We start from the raw sequence: 22,864 nt of genomic DNA on the forward strand, positions 1-22,864 counted from the left end.
GAACCGCAGCTTTGGTTATAACACGGCTCGGGAGGCTTTTCTATTGTTAGTTAATCAGCGAAGCTTTCTGTAAAAGCACATGCAGCACCTTGGCAGATGCCTCACGGGTTGTAGGTGCATTCGGCTGGAAGTAGGAGGAGCCTTTAATCGCTTCTCCGTTGATGATACCTGCTGCACTTACTTTTTCAATACTGTCCTTGGCATAGCCTGCAAAGGATGAAGCATCATGGTACGGTGTACGTGCAGGGCCATCGACTGCTGCTTTGATTTGAAGCAGATCTACAGCTTTACCCAGCACGACAGCAATTTCTTGACGACTGATATTAGCGTTCGGATCAAACTTGTCGCTGCTGCGACCCGTAATCAAACCAGCTTCATAAGCGGCTGCTACATCGCCGGAGTACCAACTACCTGCCGGGATATCACTGAATGGTGCAGCAGTACCCGGTGTCAGGCCGAGTGCCCGAGTTACCAGGGCTGCAAATTCTGCACGTGTCACTTTCTTCTTCGGTGAGAAAGTCGTGTCGGTCGTGCCATTGATCAGCAACTTGTTCGCCAGCGATTGAATTTCGGATTGGGCATACGACGATGAAATATCTTCAAAGCTAACGGGACGTGTCGCCGCTGCATACGTCGAGAAGCCCGGTCGGCTTACCTTGACGACGGTAGATCCATCAGCCTGCTTAGTGAAGACGGATGGAACGGGATAGACATTTCCATTTGCCGTATAGAGTACACCGGCTGTATTGGAATCAATTTGACCAGGTACGGTAAAGGATCTGCTAATGAACTGTCCTGGAGCAACTTTGAGCGATTGACTCTTGCCACCAGTAACAACGTTAGCTTCAAACCCTACCGGGATGCCGATCACATTGGAGCCTTTCAGCTTACTTGTAAAAGTGCCACTCGCCTCTGTCTGGCTGCTGATTATCACTTCAATGCCTGCACCAGCAGGAACATTTTTCAGAGCGGATACTGGCAAAGCCAAAGAAGAACCTGTATTGCTTACAATCAAGCTGCTTCCTGCTGCAGCCTTGCCTAACGTTACCAGTTGTGTGGAAGTGAGCGATGCTTTTGTCGTTTGGCCTGCTTGGCTAGTAGCCGACAGTACAATAGCTGTCGGGCTGGAACCTGCTGCTATCACGGCACCCTGTAAATCTGCATCGGTTACTGTCAGCGACTGTACATTATTGTTCAATGCAACGGCTGTAGTGACAGTTTTAACAGCCTGCCCTTGTTTCACAACGCTTTGAAGTGAAGGTGCAGATGTAGAGACAGGAGTGGATGTGTTCGTTGCAGCAGAAGGTGTAGTATTACTTCTGCCACCTCCACCACCGCCGCCTCCAACACTACCGCTGGATGCGGCGCTATTATCCACACGGATAGCTTTAGTGGCGGTGAAGAGTTTAGGACCGTCGGTATTGCGTACGACTTCGCCGTCTTTATTCAGTTCTGGAGAACTGACTTCCAGCTTGTATACGCCATCCTTCAAATGCTGAATCACGGGCTGACCATTAGCATCCAGAACAGGTTTTCCATTGTCATCTAATTCGACGTAACTTCCGTCAATATCCTTGAAGGAATATGCGCCTTGTTTGAGGCGAGCGTTGGCTCCTTGTTCTTTTGAAGTCGTAATGCCGTCAATAAGACCAATTAATTTATCATCAACGCCGTATACATAAAGCGCGATCTGGTTGGTTTTATCTGTGGTCAGGCGGAATGCCAAATCTGTTGAGCGTTGAGCACCTGTACGACTCGGATAAATAATCGGGTTGGTGACACTCAAGTCCTGCAAGCCGAAGCCAGTTGTTGGATTTTCTTTGCCTACATGAACGACGAACGGCAGATGAAGTGTTGGCAGTCCGGCGCTTTTCAGAATAACTTCCCCTTCATATACACCTGTGGCTGCACCTGAATTTGGTTGTACAGACAGGAAGAACGGTTGCGATTTACCCGGTTCTGCCGAGATTGCTCCATTCGCGCCCACACCTTGCAACTGAACGGCAATGTTGCTCACGTCAGGTGTAGCAATCGGCTTAGTTGGATCAGAGGTTACATTATCATGTAAAACGGTGCTGGCTTCATATTGCACAGTGTTAGCCGACAAGTTTTTGAGTTGAAGCTGAATCTGCTTCGCATCACTACCAGGTCGTAACACCCCGAAGCTGGCGGAAGGATTGTAATTCACAACCTCCTGCCGATTAAAGTTTTTGTCGAGAATCGTAATCTTTTCGACGGTTTCCAGCAGGGCTGGCGTCTGAATTGCATTAGCGATGTTTACAAGGCCTGCACCTTGGGAATACACATCATATTGGATTTTATCCTCATCAAAGAGTGTAACCGAAGTGTTTGCCAGAGCAGCGCGGATATCAAACGGTGTCCAGTTTGGATGCTGTTGCTTCAGCAGCACAGCAAGTCCAGCCACATGCGGAGACGCCATACTTGTACCGTTGCTGCGTTTGTAGGCTTGCTCATAAGATGCATCCGGATAGAACTTGGCGAAGGCAGGGTAGGTTGATAAAATGCCCACACCCGGTGCGCTCACATCCGGCTTGATGCTGAGTAGTTCATCTCCGTTCGGTCCACGGGAGCTGAAACCGGCCATCGTATCGCCTGCATTATCTGTACGAATATAATCTGCCCCAAAGGAGACGGAGAACTTCTCTCCAGCATTGTCCACAAGTTGTTTAGCCAGCGCGCGCCCTTCCTTACCTTTCATGTCAAAGGTCGGAATAAAGTCAAAGCTGTCACCCAAATTGGAATTTACGTAGTCATCGCGACCTGAAATACTTTCCCCTAAATCAGCTTTGGTGATGTCGCCCGCTTTCGTATTCCCATTAAAAACGATTACAGCCTTCGCACCGTTTTCTTTCGCATTTGCGATTTTATCCACGAATGCCAAGTTGCCGCGTGAAACGAGGACTATTTTTCCTGCTACGTCTTTCCCTTCAAAATCATCAGGTTGTCCCAGATTCGCATATACGAGCTCATAAGGGGCAGTTCCCAAAATGGAGGCAAAGTCTTCTCTGCCTGTCTCCCAGCCCATCAAATTAAAATCATAATGTACATAAGCATCATCAGTTACGGTCTTTTTCAATTCACCGTTAGCCTCCCAATAGGAGTCACGGGTGACCGAAGCTGTACCCGAGAAGCTTTTGCTCGGCGAAGTGGCTGCACCGACGGAAATCGCCAACTGTGATGTTGCGGGAGAACCCATGGAATAAAAATAGGGGCCTTCCTGTGCCGCATTACCATTCGCTATGACCGCGACTACGCCGGAAAGTACAGCATTATTAATAGCAATGGAGTCGGGGGAGTTCGGATCCTTTTCGGAATCCGAGCCCAGCGACAGGTTAATGACGTTCATACCATCTTTGACAGCGCGTTCAATGCCATCAATGACCTGTGCGGAGGAACCGGAGGAGCGTCCCGTCTTGGTATTGCGTCCAAGCACTTTATACACGTATAAGTCCGATTTATAGGCAATACCCTTTTGCACAATATCCGAGGATTTATTTGCGGCTTTACCGGCAATTGTGCCGGAGACGTGAGTACCATGTGTCGTTCCGCTAAAACCTGTGCCGTATGGGTCATTTTCTTTTTCAAGGAACGGTTCCTCGTAAGGGTCGTTGTCTTGTTCAAAAGAGTCATATCCGCCTTTATAGGCTTCTTTCAAATCCGGATGCTCATAATCGATACCGGTATCAATAACCCCGACCTTGATTCCCTCGCCATTCAGTCCTTTGGCCCAGGCTTCAGGAACACCAATCTGGTCCAGCGGTGCGTTATCATAAGTGGCTTCACTGGCTGTAAGTGTTGGCGGGTCCTGTACGGGGATGGAATAATACGTTTTGTTTTCATGAATGGATTTTACACCTGGTAGTTTAGCCAGTTCTGGAATCTTATTGGCTGGTAGTGTGATCTCCAAGCCGTTAAGCACTGTGTTGTACTGGTAATTCACCTGAAGAGAAATACCATGCTCAGCGGCTTGGTCTACGAACGTAGTTTGCTCGGTGGCAATCGCGGATTCCGCTTTTTGCTCAGATTGAGCTGTGAAAGCTTGGACGCCTGAACGTGCCGCATATTTGTCCACGGCTAGGGGCTCACCATCAAGCTGTACGATAACTCTGACTTGGCGGGAAGAATCTGTGCTTAGCTCTGGCGAAATGAAGGCCGGAGCCGCCTCAATAGTCAATGCTTGCTGAGCTTCCAAAAATGAGTTGATTTGCAGATCTGCGGTAGCAGCAGAACTGACAGACGGCAGAGACAAGCTTACCGTCAAGGCAAGAGCGAGTGATACGACAGGTATTTTTTGCAAAATGATCGGCTTTTTCAAAGATTTCCCTCTTTTCAATCAAAATATGATATGTCTACATACTAGGATTTGAAGCCACTGCCGTTGTTCTCACGCCTCCCTTAATATCTAAAATAATAGAATTGACCACTGGTGACTAACTTGCCAGTTTTGAGGCATATCTTACCATATTGGTGGGATATATTACTATATGTTTTTTATATTTTTAGAAAAAATAAGGGTAACATCACATATAGATTCCATGGAAATGTTATGAATTTACTAGATTATTTTTGAAAACAATCGAAGGGGAATGGGAGAATGCGAGATTTAATGATATAATCTGCATTGGAATTGTTGAGGTTTCACAATCATGTAAAATGCCTAAGGCAAAGGAGTCGATTATGTTGGCAAAAACATTGATTTTCGGGCATAAAAATCCGGATACGGATACCATTTGCTCAGCTATTGCTTATGCAGACTTAAAAACCAAACTGGGCGCGGACGTAGAGCCGGTTCGTCTGGGCGAGGTGAACGGGGAAACGCAGTATGCACTGGATTATTTCAAAGTGAGCGCGCCACGTCTAGTTGAGCAGGTTGCTGCTGAAACGGACAACGTCATTTTGGTCGATCATAATGAGCGCCAGCAAAGCGCCGCTGATATTGACAAAGTACGTGTAACTGAAGTCATCGACCATCACCGGATCGCTAACTTTGAAACAAGCCAGCCGTTATACTTCCGCGCTGAGCCAGTGGGTTGCACAGCCACCATTTTGAACAAGCTCTACAAGGAAAATGGTGTAGCGATTCCGAAAGAAATCGCAGGTCTAATGTTGTCCGCGATTATTTCCGATTCCCTGTTGTTCAAATCCCCAACCTGCACGGATCAAGACGTAGCTGCTGCTCGTGAACTGGCTGAAATTGCTGGTGTGGATGCAGATCGTTACGGATTTGACTTGCTTAAAGCGGGGGCTGATTTGAGTGGTCACACCATTGAACAGTTAGTGAGTCTGGATGCCAAAGAATTTCAGATGAATGGTCGCAAAGTGGAAATTGCTCAAGTGAACGCGGTAGACGTCAACGATGTGCTATCGCGTCAAGCTGACCTAGAAGTTGCATTATCCCAAACCATTGAGGCCAAAAATCTCGATCTGTTCCTGTTCGTTGTAACAGACATTGTGAACAGTGATTCCATTGGTATTGCCCTGGGAAGCCAAGCACAAGCGGTTGAGAAAGCCTATAATGTACAGTTGGATGACAACAAGGCTGTTCTAAAAGGCGTTGTATCGCGAAAATCGCAAATTGTGCCTGTATTGACTGACGCTTTTAACAGTTTGTAAGGATAAATAATAAGCCTCCTGAACCCCTGCATAATGGCAGTGGAAGCAGGAGGCTTATTTTTATTTCTTCAGTTCTGCCAGGACGTCTCCGATGCGGAATTCAAATGCCAATTTCAACTGATCGCTCATCAGGTGCCAGGCGTTTTCAGCTACAGCGAGATCGCCGCTATGGGTAAATGCATGTGCGGCACCCATGTATTTTTTATACGTCACGGACACATCTGCTTCAATCAGCCGTTTGGCGTACAACTCGGCTTCGTCAGCCAAGGAGTCCAACTCCGCGGTTATGATCAGAGCAGGAGGGAGATTATGTAGTGATTCTGCAAAAATGGGGGAAACTAACGGATTCCGCGCCTCCTCTGGTGAGTGCAGGTAGCTTTCATTAAAGATCTTTGCTACTCGTGGCGGAATGGCTTTCTCGAATTGGGGCTTCAATTTGGGATCTGTAGCAATATCTAATGGTGGGTAATCCAGTACCTGATATATAATCGGAAATTCCTTGCGATCCCGGGCCATAAGATACAGCGCTGCCGCTAGATTACCACCTGCACTGTGTCCCCCGACCGCAATGCGTTGAGGATCTACGTTGAGCACATCAGGATGCTCGTACAACCATTGGGTTACATCATAGCTTTCCTGTAGCGGGATAGGGAATTTATACTCCGGGGCCAAGCGATAATCGACATTAACGACAACGCAATTCGCACGTTCAGTAATGACCGGACACCAGGGATCATCCATTTCGGCGCTGCCCATTACAAAGCCGCTGCCATGGAAATTTACAAATACAGGGAGTGGATCAGCAGACCGGTGAGAAGGTTCATATACAATCACCCTGGAGTCACCAACAGAGGTGGGAATGATCCTTTCTTTCCGATGTACTTTGGGAGAATGCGAAGGTTTGAAATCGGACGCAGCTACCATTCTGCCAGCCGATATGCGGGCAAGTTTGACGAACAGTTTTTGTCTCAGTCTTCGCACCATTTTTCTCTCTCCTCTCTGGAGTCGGTTAGACGCGAACCTTTGACATCTTCAAACGCAGAACGTACGCGTGACAAATAGGTTTGGAACTGACAGATTTCCGACTCACTAAAGTCTGACATCAGACGTGAAGCCAGCCCTACGAAAAAGGGGTCCATCTGTTGAATTTTACTTCTTCCTTTATCGTTCAGGGACACGAACACTCCCCGCTTGTCATTGGGATCGTCATATTTATTAATGAATCCCTCTTGTTCGAGAGAAATAACCATAGAACTGATTGCTGCTCGGCTTACCCCCATCTTTTCAGCCAAAGCAGAAGGAGATGACATTTCATCTCTTTGCGCTGAAAGTACACAAAGCGCGATATATTGCCCGTAGGACAGACCAAATTCACGCGAACGTTTTTCCATGTTTTTACGTATTTCATACGTTATGGAAAATAAATCTACCAAAACACCAATCGGTTTATTGCCACCTGGAAAGAGATTATAGGCCAGTTGACGAATTTCGGAGTCCAAAAAAAAGAACATGCGATCCACCTCGATGTAGTTAATTAGTTAACTGTAATTTAATTAACCACTGGTTGCAATGATTTATACAAACTTTGTTCCGCATTTTTTTGAAAATATATCTGTAAAACGTCACATCCAGGGGCCGATACACTGATCGAGGCCCTGATTCACAAAGGCTTGTATGGAGGGCTGACGCAGGGTACGTCCTTCTTGCCACCGCCATTCACTATATTGAACCTTGGCGGTATACATGGGTTTCACCCAAAATGCGTCTTGATGCCGATCCGGTTTATTGCTAAAAGGTCGCTCCGATATGGTATGTGGCAGCAGGCGCTCGGTAAGCTGACGCCAATCTTCCCGAGTCAGCTTACCCGTCCCCACATGCCCGATATAGCGCAGCATTCCTTGTTTATCATATTGGCCCAGTAACACAGCATTGATAATGCCTCCGTTTAGGGTATAGCCACCGATAACGGCAATGATATCGCCATAATTTTTGACCTTGAGCCATCGTCCGTCCTTTCCGCCCAATGTGTACGGACTATCCAGCTTTTTACACACAATGCCTTCCATTCCTTGGCTGCACATGACCTGAAATAGAGCTTGTCCATCAGGATGAGCGGGAGCCAGTTGAATCCGTTCATTCGGTATGATGATCTGATGCAGCAGTTCAAGCCTTTCCTGTAACGGTTTAAGATGAACCCACTCCCCGTTCAGATAAACAATATCAAACAACATGTAAGTAGCGGGTACAGCTTCATAGGCTGACTGAACTCGATCCGTCCGACGAATCAGATCCCGTCGCATAATTTCATGGAACGATGGCTTACCGTCGGCACCGAGTGCGATCATTTCCCCGTCCAATATGACCGAATCAGCCTTACAGTAGGAGGGGAAGAGAGCAAGCTCCGGGTATAAAAGCGTTCGTTCATGCTGCTTGCGGTTAAACAGACGCGTACCGCCCTGGTCGTGATACGTCAAAATTCTCGTACCGTCCCATTTTATTTCGTAACGCCAAAGGCCCGGATCTACAGGTACTTTTTCGCTCAGTTCCGGCTCAAACGGGATGACAGGTTTTATTTCTGTACGCAACGCAGCACCTCCCTTGCCTTCATTGGAATAAATATAGTGTCGACGATAGATCCTATTTTATGTGTCAGGATTTTGAAAAATTCGATTCCAGTCGCTTCGAAGTGCAAGATATAGACGAACTAAACCATTTCGATCTATATCTTGTTCATTGGAAGTCGCTTATGGGATTTTTGCAAAATCCTCGTATGTGATGTTTCGCTGATTCCTAAATAGGGGAATGATAAGGATATCTAGCGTCGGCATGAAGTGATTGCAGTAATACGTTAGCATGGAGTTGTAACGGGATTTTCTTCAGTCAGAAAGGAGATTGGTTTCATGAGACAAATTCGCGAGGAGGACCATGCAGTAGTCATGGTGGATGATGGACAGGTAGTTGCAGAAGTAGGCTATAAATCCATAGATGACCACTCATTGGTCATTGACCATACATTTGTATCCGAGCAGTTACGGGGTCAAAAAATCGGCAAGGAGCTCATCGACAGAGTGGTTGATATGGCAAGGAATCAGCATAAAAAGGTTATCCCTGCTTGCTCGTACGCGCTTGCTCTGTTCAAGCGCCATCAGGAATACAGTGACGTATGGCAGCAATGAATATGGATCATCAAGGCTGCTTAATTGCATAACCGACACAACACCGGAGCGGGTAATCAGACCTTCCCGGTGTTTTTTATGTGTGCATAAAGCTTGTAAAATCAATGCATTCTACCGTTGATATAGGGAAGTAAAGGGCTATTTCAAATGTTGAAGCATATTTTCTGACAGATGGCTGTGAAATTGTTCATACTGTTGTCACTTCACAGGCTGTCCATGAGTTCTATATAATATATTATGGTTATGACTACAACAGTAACGAAAACCTGAATTTAACGAAGGAGACGCTCATGATGAATAAAGCGAGTGAGGACAAGCAGTACGTTCCAACGAGCAATCGTAATTTTACAGCCTTGATTATCACCGTTTCCATTATAGCCAACGTGATTATTTTGCTGCTGTTCTTTTCGCCGATCGGATACCAGGGTAGTGTGAGTTTTGATCTCACTATTTTCCCAAGGCTGAATGCGATTTTTAACAGCTTCACGTTTATTTTTCTGGTGGCTGCACTGGTTGCTATTTTCAAAAAGAACATTAAGCTTCATAAAACCTTTGTTTTGCTGGCCTTCGCCAGTACCGTTTTATTTTTATTTTCCTACCTGACCTTTCACTACATTTCGCCGGAAACTGCAAAATATGGTGGGGTGGGTATCCTTCGGCCGATCTACTTTACGCTGTTGATTTCGCATAGCATACTGGCTGCGATTATTGTACCGCTAGCACTGTTCACAGTTGTATGGGGATGGACGATGCAGGTAGCAAAACATCGTAAGATTGCGCGCTGGACGATGCCAATTTGGCTATATGTGAGCTTGACTGGGGTACTGGTGTACGTTTTCATGGCCCCATACTATTAATAGATGTGAACCCTTTGCGGGTTGATTTAGGAAAATGGCGTCTCTGCTGAAGAGGCGTCTTTTTTGTATCCAATAAAAGAAAAATTATTCCTTCTAAATTTATTTTATTGAAAAAACGTTCCTTCTTTAGCGGTATTTCTGCTATAATTTGCCTTAATCAACTAAGAACAAGGGGGTCACCATGTGACAAAGAAAGCGAAAGGCAGGTTACGGTTGCTTGTATCTATGCTGGCGCTGGTTGTACTGCTGAGCAGCTGCGGTGGTGGAGGATCAAAGTCGGAAAAGGTTGACGGAGGGAAAGTAACACTGCAATTTTGGACCATTGCACTACAACCTACATTTACCCCGTATTTCAATCGGGTGATTGCCGATTATGAGCAGAAGAACCCCAATGTCAAAATTGACTGGAAGGATTACCCTTATGATGCAGTGACCAACAAGCTGTTGACAAGTATCGCTAGCAACAGCAGTCCGGATGTAGTCAATCTCAATACAGAATTTGCTAGCCAAATGGGCTCCAAGGGTGCTGTTGTTGATATGAATGAGCATTTGTCGCCCGAGGAAAAGGCTGCTTATTTCGAGGGTATTTATAATTCCACAGTCATTAACGGTAAAGCTTATGCGCTACCCTGGTATACCGGTACAGAAGTGCTTTACATGAATACAAAGCTGGTCAAAGCCGCCGGATTGGACCCTGCTCATCCGCCCAAAACCCGGGAAGAATTGTCTGATTGGGGCCGTCAAATCAATAGAAAAATTGGCAAAGCAGGCTATGCTCAGCAACTTGTATCCAAGCTTTTCGCTGTGGACGGCATTCCTATTCTAAATAAAGAAAAGACAGCAGCGGCGTTCAATACACCAGAAGCAGTCACTATGATTGATAATCTAAAAAAACAGATGGAAGATGGCGTTGTACTCAAGGAAGACGCTGACTTCTCACAACAAGTGAAATATTATGCCGGCGAGCAGGTTGCTTTCGAGCTGGCAGGCCCAACGTTCATCAATTTTATCAAAACGGCAGCGCCGGATGTTTATAAGAACACAATTGCTGTTCCTGTCCCAACCGGTAAAGCTGATGTGCGGCTCTCCAACTCCATGGACCTGGTCGTACCTGCTAAGTCTGCACATGTGGACGAAGCAGTGAAATTTGCTGTTTTCTTGACAAACGCAGAGAGTCAAACAGCTTTTTCTAAAGCGGCGAATACACTACCTTCCACGAAAGACTCCATTAAAGATCCATATTTTACTCAGTCTGACAAATCATTAGAAGCACAAGCCAAGGTAGTATCCGCGCAAAGCTTGGATAAGGCGACAGATTATATGGTCGGTGTGCCTAATGCCAAAGATGTGAACAGTGCCATCGCGCGAGCTTTGCAAAATATTGTATTGAACGGTACGGATACGAAGCAGACGCTTACTGCCCTGGAGCAGGAAGTGAACGATATTTTAAAGCAATAGGTTTGACAGGGGAGTAAATGAATACTCCCCTGTTCATTTATCAAAATCAGGTGGTGATGCAGCATGATCAAATGGTTAAGGTCGGAGTCCTTTACGGCCTGGGCCTTTATGACGCCAGGACTGTTATTGCTTGCCGTCTTTGTATTTTGGCCTATTATTTACAGCATCCCGCTGGCATTGACAGACTACTCTGTCATATCAGATACCCATTTTGTCGGCTTGGATAATTTTGAAGCGGCGTTTAAGGACCGTAACTTTCTTATTTCAATTTGGAACTCATTGTTGTACGTGCTCATTGTCCCCTTTCTCCAAATTTTCTCTATCCTGATGGCTGTGCTTGTGAACAGCCGTATCCCGGGAATTAAAATATTTCGTACGTCCTACTACATCCCTGTTGTGACTTCGATGGTAGCTGTAGCCTTAATTTGGAGCTGGCTATTGGGCAATAACAGCGTAGTGAACTACTTGCTCATGCAGGTCGGCTTGATTAGCAAAGACATACACTGGTTATCGGACAGCAACTTGGCCTTGTATGTACTGATGTTCATCACAATGTGGAAGGGACTCGGGTATTATATGATGCTCTATCTGGCTGGATTACAAAATATTCCTCAAGATCTGTACGAAGCCGCTAGAGTCGACGGAGCAAGCCGATGGCGTCTGATTGTTCATATTACTCTTCCACTGTTAAGACCTTACGTTTTGTTCTGTACCCTTATATCACTCATGTCAGCTATTCGTGTATTTGATGAAGTATATGTACTAACCAAGGGTGGACCGGGAACGGCCACGTTGACATCCAGCTTGTATATTTTTCAAAAGGGCATGGAGCAGTTCAATTTTGGATATGCTTCTGCGCTTGGCTTAATTGTCGGTGCAATGATTGCCGTACTTAGTATTATCGTATTCCGATTCAATAGGAAAGGCGGTGTCAATCCCTATTGATGAATCTAAAGGATGACAAAATGCTACGCTCATCTCTTCCTAAAAAGGAAAGCAGCCGCATCATGCGCAGTCTTGCTCGAATGCTGAGAATGACGGTCATCTACGTGCTTCTAGTGCTACTCGCCCTCTTTTTAATGGGACCGTTCCTATGGCTGCTCAGCGTATCCCTCATGCCAGGTCGTAACATTTTTTCAACGCCGCCCGCTATTTTTCCGACCTTTATCGATTTCGACAACTATGTTCAGGTGTGGCAGTTCATGAATTTTCCAAAGTATATGCTGAATACGGTCATCATTACGGTGTTGGGCGTTGTGCTCAATGTGGTACTCGCCAGTCTGACGGGATATCCCTTGGCTGTATTTCGTTTTAAGGGTAAAAATCTGGTGTTTACGCTGCTGATTGCCACGATGATTATTCCTTCCTACACCGCATTTATTGTGCATTATCTGACCATTCAAGGGCTCCATCTGGGCAATACATATTTGGGTGTGGTGTTGCCCGGGGCAGTCTCCGTGTTCAACATTTTTCTAATGCGACAGACGTTTATTCATATTCCCACCGATGTGCGTGATTCCGGTAAAATGGACGGCGCTTCGGAGTTTCGAATTTGGTGGCAGCTGGTGCTTCCGCTGGTCAAGCCGGCGCTCGCTGTAATTTCTCTGTTGGAGGCGATGTCGTTCTGGAACAGCTTTCTGTGGCCTATCGTTATTTTAAACGATACGGAGCTATATCCGCTGGCAGCTGCGCTCACGTATCTCAACGGTCAATTTGCCTATAACTTCGGTTGGATTGCTGCAGGCACAATGATTTCGGTACTGCCGATCATTATATTGTTCCTGTTTACACAGCGCTACTATATGGAAGGTTTGGCGGGAGCGGTAAAAGGATAAGCCAGTAGTCGTGGCTACGAAGAGCCTGTGAATGGAAGGAGATGATTGCGATGAAATTGTCCAAAGGAATGGGGCCTCATTCGGGTGTAGGGTTATCACCGCAGGAGATACAATATTATTTTCGTGATGTGTATGACAGCGGGGAAAGGCTGGTTATCTCCGAACCGCGTCTGATCTGTGAACTGTCCTCTCGCTTTGCAATGAATCAGGAGTATGAAGGTGTGCTGGACCCCGAGGGACCGATCAAGCTTATTGTGCCTCCAGGACCGGGTGTACCGACTGAAACACGGGGAAGCGTGCAGTTGGTGCTCGAATATGACGGAACGCTTGCTGCAGACGGATATCGGTTGGACATTCAGAAGGACGGGCGGATTGAAATCCATGCTTCCAATAAAAGAGGGCTCAAATACGGCATGGATGCCCTGCATCTCCTGCTTCAAGTGGAACAGGAGCGATGTACTCTGCCGGTGATGTCTATTCGGGATGAGCCTTCATTCCCGGTCAGAGGAATTATTGAGGGCTTCTATGGGAAACCGTGGAGTTTCGCGGATCGGATGGATGCTGTCCGTTTTATGGCTGCGCATCGGATGAACACGTTCATGTATGCCCCCAAGGATGATCCATATCATCGTGAGCTATGGAGAGAGTCGTACCCTGAGGATACGTTTGACCAGATCCGCGAATTAAAGGAAGCCTGCGAACGGCATGAGATTGATTTTCATTACTGTATCAGTCCAGGGAACGACCTAAGCTTTGGCAGCGATGAAGATTTCCTTAAATTGACGGAAAAGCTAGCGGACGTGATTGCGATTGGCGTACGTCATTTTTCTGTATTAATGGATGATATTGATTATGTACTCAAAGGGGAAAATCGACATTTGCTGGGCCGCTCGGGTCACGCTCATGTCTTTTTGACGAACAAGGTTCACACATGGCTGGCTGAACGGCTGCCTGAGTTTACACTGACAGTCTGTCCTTCGGAATATTGGTCGTATTGGGATACCGAATACAAAAAGGACTTCCGCGAGCGGCTGCATCCGGAGATTAAGGTGTTCTGGACGGGGTACTTTGTTTTTGCCCCACAGATTAGTCGCGAGCACGCCGCCGATAATCATGCGTTCTTCGGACATGAGCTGTGGCTGTGGGATAACATCCCGGTGAATGATTGTGACCATGATCGGTTATTCCTTGATCCGCTGCGCGGACGGTATTCCGGGCTACCAGACTGTGGACATACCGGTATGGTGGCCAACCCGATGAATCAGTGGGAATGCTCCAAAGTGACGCTCATTACGATGTCCCACTATATGTGGAACAGTGCACGGTATATGCCTGAGCTATCTTGGCAATGGGCTGCGCGGGAGTTAGCGGGAGAGCGTGCGGATGAACTGATGTTTTTCTGTCGTCAAAACAGGAACAGCCGACTGGGCGGCAGCGCGTATGAGGACGTGGATCTTGCTTTGCAAATGCGCGATATCCCTGCGCTGGATATGTACTTTGAGCGGCTGCTTCAGACCGTGAGCGTCCTACGGAACGTGCCTGCTGATGATCCGGCGGCAGGTTTCGTGTCCCAGGCCGCGCCGTGGCTGGAACGTGCCGAGCTGGACGCAGGCCTGTGGCATGTGCTGCGCCAAGCTGCGCTCAGTGGCGAGCGACAGGACGATGCACATTCAAGGGGAAGCAGCACGCCGAGCAAAGCAGTTGGCGGGCAAGAGCCGTCGCCTCTGACGGACGAAATTGCAGGAGAACTGCGACGCGGTATCACTGCTTGCTTAGAAGCGGAGGCTCGGCTGGGTAGCAATCCGGCGATCCGTGCTGCCGCGCAGTGGGGTTATGTCGATCAGGACGAACAAGGCAAATATCGACTGATCTTGTGAGTGTTTGCGATGGATTATGAAACCAAGGCAGCATAGCTGCCCTGAAAATAATCATTTGCCGTTAGGATAACGGTAATTTTCAGGAGAGGTGGAACGTACGGTGAAGTCAAACACCCGATTACTTTTTATACCGCTAGATGAGCGGCCCTGTAATTATCAATTTCCTTATTTACTGGCACAGGGTACAGACTTGGAAATGGAGCGACCCCCATTAGAATGGATGGGACAAAAGAAAACCCCTGGCGATACGACCAGACTATGGGCATGGCTCGAAGAACGCGCGGCTACTGCTGATGGAGCCATTGTTGCGATGGATACGTTGCTGTACGGAGGAATCGTACCTTCTCGACTACACGGTATGTCGAGCGAGCAGGTCAGAGATAGAGTGAATCGGCTTCGCAGGCTAAAGCAACTATATCCGCAACTGACTCTGTATGCATTTCAACTAATTATGCGTTGTCCGCAATACTCTTTGGCTGATGAAGAACCGGATTACTATGCCGATTGGGGGCGTGAGATATTCCGAAAGGGCTTCATTGAGCATCGTCAGGAGCTGGGGATCGCTACCGCTGAAGAGTTGCTCGAATTAGCTGATATAAACGAGCGTTTGCCAATGGAAATACTGGATGATTACTTGGGGCGTCGCCATGTGAATTTGGAGGCTAATGAAGTTGCACTGGATCTCGTAGCAGAAGGTATCATTGATTTTATGATCATCCCACAGGATGATTCGGCTCCCTACGGCTATACCGCCAAGGATCAGCAGCGGCTAAGAAGTCGTATTTCTGAGCTTGGGCTGGATTTGAATGTATACATGTACCCGGGGGCAGATGAAGTGGGTTGTACGTTGCTGGCTCGTTGGGTTAACAAGATGAATAATGTAGTCCCACTGGTGTATCCCCGATTGTCTGCTTTGCAGGGGGCATTCGTAGTTCCGCTTTTTGAAGATCGCTATTTTTACGAAACCTTAAAATATCAGATTATGGCGGCAGGTGGGCTGATAGCTTCCTCGGCAACGGAGGCTAATTTGATTTTGTTGGCTAACACACCCGGTGACACGATGGCAGAGGCTTCATCCCAGCAGCGTGCAATGACCGGATATGATGTACATCGGAATGTAGTAGAGCTGGTTGAGTACGGTTCTTATATGCTGCAATATGCAGGTCAAAATGTTGCAGTTGCTGATGTGGGCTACGCCAACGGCGCAGATCTCAAGCTACTTAGACTATTAAAGCAAAAAGGACTGCTTTTTAAGCTGGCAGGTTATGCAGGCTGGAATACCAGTTCTAACACGCTGGGCACCGTCATTGCTCAGTCCATGCTGTATACCCACTATGGCTCTACGGAGGAACATTTGGATTTTCTGTCGCTGCGCTACGCCGAGGATGCCTGTTATTGCGCTGTGGTACGTACGGCTATGAATAACGGGATTGTGGAGCAGATGGGTTTTACCAAGTTTATGCTCGATGGACCGAGAGGCTCGGTAGCTGCGGTTATTCGTGGACGGCTGGAGCAGGCACTCAATGAATATGTGAACGGGCCGGAAGGTTGCGTGGAAATTATAGATTGCTACATGCCGTGGAACCGCACCTTTGAAGTCGGATTAACCGTACGGCATCATGCCGAGAAGAGAGGGTGATTCCTATGGGAATGGAAGGTGTATTATCCAAAGTTCAGCACGGACTGATCGTATCCTGTCAGGCGCTCCCAGGCGAACCGTTACATGGAGCAGATTCTATGGTCAAAATGGCGCGTGCCGCACAGCAGGGTGGAGCTGTAGCGATTCGTGCCAATGGCGCATCGGATGTACGTGCGATTAAACAGGCGATTTCGCTACCAGTGATTGGCTTGATTAAGCGGGATTATGATGATTCTGATATTTACATTACGCCCACCCTTCGTGAAATGGAGGAACTGGTGGAGGCAGGCGCGGATATCATTGCGCTGGATGCCACATTACGACCGCGCCCAGCGGGATGTAAGCTGAAGAGGCTCCTAGATTATGCCCATGAGCAGGGAGTCACTTCCATGGCAGACATATCGACACTGGAGGAGGCGCTTCATGCGGCCTCCCTTGGCGCAGACTGCGTATCCACCACGTTATCCGGGTATACGCCGTACTCTACTCAGATTGAGGGTCCTGATCTGGAGCTGGTTCGGAGAGCGTCGGAACTGGTTCCTGTTCCTTTAATTGCAGAGGGCAAAATCTATGATCCAGCGCAGGTTGAGGAAGCATTCCGAATGGGAGCACATGCAGTGGTTGTAGGCTCGGCGATTACCAGACCCCAATTGATTACGCAGCGGTTTGCCGATGCCGCAAGGAAGGCAGTGAAATGCACCTATGGAGATGAACGACCGAATTAACACGTACTATCCTTCATTAACGAAATCGGAGCAGAAAGTCGCCTTATGCGTACTGGAGCATCCCGCAGATATCATATATTTCTCCGTGACGGAGCTGGCGGATTTTGCAGGTACAGGCGAAACGACGGTGATGCGCTTTTGTCGGAAAATTGGTTTCAAAGGTTATCAGGATTTCCGACTGTCCCTGGCACAAAACCAGACTTATCGTAAAACCGATATGGGCGAGGAGAACATCGACCCAGATAACGAACAAGATATTACGCGTACGGTGTATCACAACATGCTCGATATTTTGCACTCCAGTATGGGACTGCTGGACCATTCAGAGCTTGGTCGTGCGATTGCGTGTCTCGATCAAGCGGGCTATGTTCAATTTTTCGGCGTAGGCGCTTCGGGAATTTCCGCGCAGGATGCTAAAAATCGTTTCTTACGGATCGGGCGGCGCGCCGAGGCCGTGGCAGACGGTCATATTCAGTCGATGATGGCGGTGTCCATGAACCCGGGTGATGTCGCTATCGGCATCAGTGTATCAGGAAGTACGCTGGATACGAACGATATGCTGCACAAAGCCAAGCAAAACGGTGCAACTGTTATCGCAATTACGAATTATGCGAAATCACCCATCACCTCCATTGCAGATATCGTGTTACTGACCGCAGGCAAAGAAGCCCCGATAGAAGGTGGTTCAATCGGTGCTAAAATTTCACAGCTATTCGTGATTGACCTCATCTGCGAAGGGCTTGCTCGCAAGCACACGAGTCACACCAAACAGATGAAGGAAAAAACAGCGAGGGCCGTTATTGAACGAAGCTATTGAGATTTTTCAGTTGTGAATTGAAAACTGTGCGCTCTGACAGTTCAATGACTTGTGTTTGTGGTGCATATGAATGGCTATTTCATGTATTGCTACTAAATAGAAGGTTTGTAAAAAGAGCTAGTAAGCTTTTATGTGGGGCAACAAGGAGGTTGGTGTGGTGGCAGCTGCTGTGAACAGAGTCATTGGAATCGACATTGGGGGCACATCGGTGAAGGCCGCCATAGTGGCACGGGACGGATCGGTGCTTGATGAAATCCGGCTGGATACGGACGCTTCCCGTGGACGTGAATGGGTGTTGTCGCGGGTGTCAGAATCTGTGCTCGGATTGTTGCGTTCTTTTGGAGATACCAGCATCGGTGCCCATATAGATGTAGGCGCTCTAGGCATTGCTACTGCTGGCCGAGTAAATGTGGAGAGCGGCGAAGTTGTGTATGCCACAGATAACCTACCTGGCTGGCAAGGTACATCCTTGGTAACGTGGGCTAGAGAAAAACTGGCTTTACGAGCGGTTGCTGATAATGATGCGAACGCCGCTTTACTTGGAGAAGCGTGGCAGGGAGCGGGGAAGGGCAAGCGACGCTTGGTGATGCTCACGTTGGGAACAGGTGTCGGAGGTGCATATATGGAAAATGACCTCTTGTGCAGAGGGGCTCATTGGAGCGGCGGTGATTGGGGGCACAGTATTCTATTCCCGGGGGGACATCCCTGCAATTGTGGAAAAAAAGGGTGCGCCGAGCAATATGTATCGGGGAGCGCCTTGTTACGTCGAGGTAGGGAACACGTCGGTAAATTGTACCGCTCAGGGAACGAGATTGTGAAAGAGGCCGCTCACGGTAACCAGGAAGCAATCCAGGTGCTGGATGATTACACCGCAGATTTAGCTGTGCTTCTATCTAATATCTCGGTGCCTCTTGATCCTGAGGCAATCATTGTAGGCGGAGGAGTAGCGGACGCGGGAGAGGTCTGGTGGCCCATGCTGGAAAAGCATCTGCACCAACTTGGAGTTCAAACGGAAGTAAGTCGGGCATTGTTGGGCAACCGCGCTGGAATCATCGGCGCTGCACGGCTTGCTTTTGAAATGACCGAGTCCTAGTACAAGAATGAAAGGGGAACGAACCATGACGCAAAAACGGCTTGATACCGACATTGTTGTGATTGGCGGAGGTCTGGGGGGGACATCGGCAGCTCTTGCGGCGGCGAAGGCTGGCATGAGAGTCATCGTGACGGAGGAGACGGATTGGTTAGGGGGGCAGTTAACTTCACAGGCGGTTCCCCCAGATGAGCATCGATGGATCGAACAATTTGGCTGCACAGCAACATACCGTGAGTTCCGTAATCGTGTGCGTGACTACTACCGTCAGAACTATCCGTTAACCGAAGAAGCACGGAATAATCCCATTCTCAACCCTGGGAATGGTTGGGTAAGCCGTCTGGCCCATGAACCACGGGTAGCTCTGCGGGTGCTTGAAGATATGCTCGCTCCCTATTTGAATACGGGGCGCGTTCATGTATACTATCACACCGTGCCTATTGCGGTTCAGACGGATGGGGACTGTATTACTTCTGTAACTGTCCGTACCTCGAATAGCTCTGATCATAAGTGTGGATTTAGAGTGCTGCACGGAACGTTTTATCTGGATGCGACAGAGTGTGGTGATCTCCTTCCAATGGCGGGCGTGGAGCATACGAGTGGAGCGGAGTCGCGGGCTGCTACGGGTGAACCTCATGCACTGGAGTGTGCTAACCCTTTTGATATGCAATCTATCACACATGTGGCTGCCGTAGACTATATTCCCCAGGAAAGCTTCATTATAGAGCGCCCGCAACAATATGATTTCTGGAGAAATTATATTCCTTCCTTTTCCCGTTTTCCGATTTTGAGCTGGTTTGCTACTGACGCGGATGATACCAGTAAACTAAAACAGTTCACATTGTTTCCTAACGATCAGGGCATTGTATCCTTATGGGATTATCGTCGTATTGTAGATTCCTCGATATGGAGCGAACCGCTAAATGATGGTGAGGTAACTCTTTTAAACTGGGCGCAAAATGATTATTACCTAGGGCCATTGATCGGTGTCACCGCTCAGGAGCAGGCAAAACATCGAGAAGGAGCGCGTGAGTTGACTCGTTCATTAATATATTGGCTTCAAACCGAAGCGCCCCGATTAGATGGAGGGTTCGGCTATCCGGGCATTCGACCACGGGGTGATATTCTCGGCACATCTGACGGTCTGGCTAAAACGGCTTATATTCGCGAGTCACGCCGAATTCAGGCCAAGTATATGATATCTGAGTTTGATGTAAGTCGTGAGCTTCGGGGAGAAGAGGGACCCAAGCGATATATAGACAGTGTAGGTGTAGGTAGCTATCATTTGGATCTTCATCCAACTACGGTATCTCAGCGAACGTTCTACATCCCTAACTATCCTTATGAAATTCCATTGAGATCACTTATTCCGGTGAGAATGCGCAATTTACTTCCTGCCTGCAAAAATATAGGGATGACCCAAGTAGCCAATGGCTGCTATCGATTGCATCCTACAGAATGGAATATAGGAGAATCAGCGGGAAGCCTAGCGGCTTACTGTGTCTCCAACGAAGTATATCCCATTGAAGTGAGCCGATCAGCAGAGCATCTTGGATGTTTTCAAAATGTTCTTCTTCGCCAAGGTGTGGAACTACACTGGCCTGCAGAGGTATTCGAGCCAGAGGGAGTCATCAGCTAATGAAGGGGCAACTAGCCCCTCGACTGATTTAAATGAGCTGAAAGATGAACGGATTTATTCTAAAATAAAAAAACAAAAAAAGTGCTTGCTAAGTTGCTTGGCTTTATGATATATTATTTGAGCTGACAACAAAACAGCAGTTTCAAAAGCGAAAAGCTTGGGTGAAACGATCTTCGAAAAAAAGAAAAAAATAACCCTTGCATTTTTGAAACGAACATGATATGATCTTATAGCTGCTGAAAAACGCGGCGAAAGAGAAATGTTTGATCTTTGAAAACTGAACAACGAGTGAGTAAAACGATTTTGTTCGCAAAATCAAACAAGAGATATTTTTATCTCGTCAGTTTCAAAATGAGCTTATCGCTCTTTCTATAAACCAACTTCGGTTGGTCTTTAATGGAGAGTTTGATCCTGGCTCAGGACGAACGCTGGCGGCGTGCCTAATACATGCAAGTCGAGCGGGGTTGTTTAGAAGCTTGCTTCTAAACAACCTAGCGGCGGACGGGTGAGTAACACGTAGGCAACCTGCCCACAAGACAGGGATAACTACCGGAAACGGTAGCTAATACCCGATACATCCTTTTCCTGCATGGGAGAAGGAGGAAAGACGGAGCAATCTGTCACTTGTGGATGGGCCTGCGGCGCATTAGCTAGTTGGTGGGGTAAAGGCCTACCAAGGCGACGATGCGTAGCCGACCTGAGAGGGTGATCGGCCACACTGGGACTGAGACACGGCCCAGACTCCTACGGGAGGCAGCAGTAGGGAATCTTCCGCAATGGGCGAAAGCCTGACGGAGCAACGCCGCGTGAGTGATGAAGGTTTTCGGATCGTAAAGCTCTGTTGCCAGGGAAGAACGTCTTGTAGAGTAACTGCTACAAGAGTGACGGTACCTGAGAAGAAAGCCCCGGCTAACTACGTGCCAGCAGCCGCGGTAATACGTAGGGGGCAAGCGTTGTCCGGAATTATTGGGCGTAAAGCGCGCGCAGGCGGCTCTTTAAGTCTGGTGTTTAATCCCGAGGCTCAACTTCGGGTCGCACTGGAAACTGGGGAGCTTGAGTGCAGAAGAGGAGAGTGGAATTCCACGTGTAGCGGTGAAATGCGTAGATATGTGGAGGAACACCAGTGGCGAAGGCGACTCTCTGGGCTGTAACTGACGCTGAGGCGCGAAAGCGTGGGGAGCAAACAGGATTAGATACCCTGGTAGTCCACGCCGTAAACGATGAATGCTAGGTGTTAGGGGTTTCGATACCCTTGGTGCCGAAGTTAACACATTAAGCATTCCGCCTGGGGAGTACGGTCGCAAGACTGAAACTCAAAGGAATTGACGGGGACCCGCACAAGCAGTGGAGTATGTGGTTTAATTCGAAGCAACGCGAAGAACCTTACCAGGTCTTGACATCCCTCTGACCGGTCTAGAGATAGGCCTTTCCTTCGGGACAGAGGAGACAGGTGGTGCATGGTTGTCGTCAGCTCGTGTCGTGAGATGTTGGGTTAAGTCCCGCAACGAGCGCAACCCTTATGCTTAGTTGCCAGCAGGTCAAGCTGGGCACTCTAAGCAGACTGCCGGTGACAAACCGGAGGAAGGTGGGGATGACGTCAAATCATCATGCCCCTTATGACCTGGGCTACACACGTACTACAATGGCCGGTACAACGGGAAGCGAAATCGCGAGGTGGAGCCAATCCTAGAAAAGCCGGTCTCAGTTCGGATTGTAGGCTGCAACTCGCCTACATGAAGTCGGAATTGCTAGTAATCGCGGATCAGCATGCCGCGGTGAATACGTTCCCGGGTCTTGTACACACCGCCCGTCACACCACGAGAGTTTACAACACCCGAAGTCGGTGGGGTAACCCGCAAGGGAGCCAGCCGCCGAAGGTGGGGTAGATGATTGGGGTGAAGTCGTAACAAGGTAGCCGTATCGGAAGGTGCGGCTGGATCACCTCCTTTCTATGGAGAATCGTTTCCTGCAACGGAAACATTCAAATAAGCAAGTACAATGTACCTGCGACCGGATATTCAATTCGGTTCATCACGTTCGTGTGAATGAAATGAATATCCTTAACTTACTCACTCGTTGCTCAGTTTTGAGAGCTCAAACTCTCAAGCTTCGACGAA

The 22,864-nt window shown here is 48.0% G+C and carries 16 protein-coding genes and 1 rRNA gene; 13 read left to right on the forward strand and 4 right to left on the reverse strand.

Annotation, left to right across the window (positions count from 1 at the left end):
• Nucleotides 1-46 precede the first annotated feature (46 nt).
• Entirely contained in the window at nt 47-4,336 is a 4,290-nt protein-coding gene (locus tag ACM1ND_RS01505; RefSeq protein ID WP_418026960.1) for a S8 family serine peptidase, read from the reverse strand.
• Nucleotides 4,337-4,698: 362 nt separating this feature from the next.
• Here ACM1ND_RS01505 and ACM1ND_RS01510 point away from each other — a divergent pair, with 362 nt between their 5' ends.
• The gene (locus ACM1ND_RS01510) at nt 4,699-5,634 is read left to right on the forward strand and encodes a manganese-dependent inorganic pyrophosphatase (RefSeq protein WP_269321404.1); all 936 of its coding nucleotides are present in this window, start codon (nt 4,699-4,701) and stop codon (nt 5,632-5,634) included.
• Between the two features lie 60 nt (nt 5,635-5,694).
• Here the strand turns inward: ACM1ND_RS01510 and ACM1ND_RS01515 are convergent, their stop codons facing one another.
• From ACM1ND_RS01515 to ACM1ND_RS01525, 3 genes are all read right to left on the reverse strand, one after another.
• Nucleotides 5,695-6,618, reverse strand: coding sequence for an alpha/beta hydrolase (locus ACM1ND_RS01515; RefSeq protein WP_418026961.1), 924 nt, complete (start codon nt 6,616-6,618; stop codon nt 5,695-5,697).
• Nucleotides 6,603-7,145 (reverse strand): MarR family winged helix-turn-helix transcriptional regulator, encoded by a 543-nt coding sequence (locus tag ACM1ND_RS01520; protein WP_023986644.1) that lies wholly within the window; start codon nt 7,143-7,145, stop codon nt 6,603-6,605. Before ACM1ND_RS01520 ends, ACM1ND_RS01515 begins: the two co-directional genes overlap by 16 nt.
• A 111-nt stretch (nt 7,146-7,256) precedes the next feature.
• Entirely contained in the window at nt 7,257-8,219 is a 963-nt protein-coding gene (locus ACM1ND_RS01525) for a DNA ligase (RefSeq protein WP_418026962.1), read from the reverse strand.
• A gap of 315 nt (nt 8,220-8,534) precedes the next feature.
• Here ACM1ND_RS01525 and ACM1ND_RS01530 point away from each other — a divergent pair, with 315 nt between their 5' ends.
• From ACM1ND_RS01530 to ACM1ND_RS01585, 12 genes are all read left to right on the forward strand, one after another.
• Nucleotides 8,535-8,810 carry a GNAT family N-acetyltransferase gene (locus ACM1ND_RS01530; RefSeq protein WP_013308402.1) on the forward strand — a complete coding sequence of 92 codons (276 nt, stop codon included), beginning with the start codon at nt 8,535-8,537 and terminating at the stop codon, nt 8,808-8,810.
• 290 nt (nt 8,811-9,100) lie between these two features.
• On the forward strand, nt 9,101-9,667 hold the full coding sequence (locus ACM1ND_RS01535; RefSeq protein WP_013308403.1) for a DUF420 domain-containing protein: 567 nt from the start codon (nt 9,101-9,103) through the stop codon (nt 9,665-9,667).
• A gap of 183 nt (nt 9,668-9,850) precedes the next feature.
• Entirely contained in the window at nt 9,851-11,125 is a 1,275-nt protein-coding gene (locus ACM1ND_RS01540; protein WP_023986647.1) for an ABC transporter substrate-binding protein, read from the forward strand.
• Nucleotides 11,126-11,188: 63 nt separating this feature from the next.
• Nucleotides 11,189-12,070 (forward strand): carbohydrate ABC transporter permease, encoded by an 882-nt coding sequence (locus tag ACM1ND_RS01545; RefSeq protein ID WP_013308405.1) that lies wholly within the window; start codon nt 11,189-11,191, stop codon nt 12,068-12,070.
• On the forward strand, nt 12,070-12,960 hold the full coding sequence (locus tag ACM1ND_RS01550; RefSeq protein WP_023986649.1) for a carbohydrate ABC transporter permease: 891 nt from the start codon (nt 12,070-12,072) through the stop codon (nt 12,958-12,960). Before ACM1ND_RS01545 ends, ACM1ND_RS01550 begins: the two co-directional genes overlap by 1 nt.
• Nucleotides 12,961-13,010: 50 nt before the next feature.
• The gene (locus ACM1ND_RS01555; protein ID WP_076295750.1) at nt 13,011-14,837 is read left to right on the forward strand and encodes a protein O-GlcNAcase; all 1,827 of its coding nucleotides are present in this window, start codon (nt 13,011-13,013) and stop codon (nt 14,835-14,837) included.
• A gap of 100 nt (nt 14,838-14,937) precedes the next feature.
• A complete protein-coding gene (locus tag ACM1ND_RS01560; RefSeq protein ID WP_418026963.1) occupies nt 14,938-16,476 on the forward strand; it encodes a DUF4127 family protein in 1,539 nt (512 codons plus the stop codon).
• 5 nt (nt 16,477-16,481) lie between these two features.
• Nucleotides 16,482-17,201 (forward strand): N-acetylmannosamine-6-phosphate 2-epimerase, encoded by a 720-nt coding sequence (locus ACM1ND_RS01565; RefSeq protein WP_418026964.1) that lies wholly within the window; start codon nt 16,482-16,484, stop codon nt 17,199-17,201.
• Nucleotides 17,179-18,018: a MurR/RpiR family transcriptional regulator gene (locus ACM1ND_RS01570; RefSeq protein WP_028541977.1), complete on the forward strand. Its 840-nt coding sequence runs from the start codon at nt 17,179-17,181 to the stop codon at nt 18,016-18,018. The genes ACM1ND_RS01565 and ACM1ND_RS01570 overlap by 23 nt, the downstream gene beginning before the upstream one ends.
• 130 nt (nt 18,019-18,148) lie before the next feature.
• On the forward strand, nt 18,149-19,111 hold the full coding sequence (locus ACM1ND_RS01575) for an ROK family protein (protein WP_076295752.1): 963 nt from the start codon (nt 18,149-18,151) through the stop codon (nt 19,109-19,111).
• Nucleotides 19,112-19,136: 25 nt separating this feature from the next.
• Nucleotides 19,137-20,747 (forward strand): FAD-dependent oxidoreductase, encoded by a 1,611-nt coding sequence (locus tag ACM1ND_RS01580; RefSeq protein ID WP_076295753.1) that lies wholly within the window; start codon nt 19,137-19,139, stop codon nt 20,745-20,747.
• A gap of 393 nt (nt 20,748-21,140) precedes the next feature.
• A 16S ribosomal RNA gene (locus ACM1ND_RS01585) occupies nt 21,141-22,696 on the forward strand.
• Nucleotides 22,697-22,864: the final 168 nt, after the last annotated feature.

Origin of the sequence: Paenibacillus sp. JJ1722 (assembly GCF_048282685.1) — a bacterium.
Taxonomy (GTDB): domain Bacteria; phylum Bacillota; class Bacilli; order Paenibacillales; family Paenibacillaceae; genus Paenibacillus; species Paenibacillus polymyxa_B.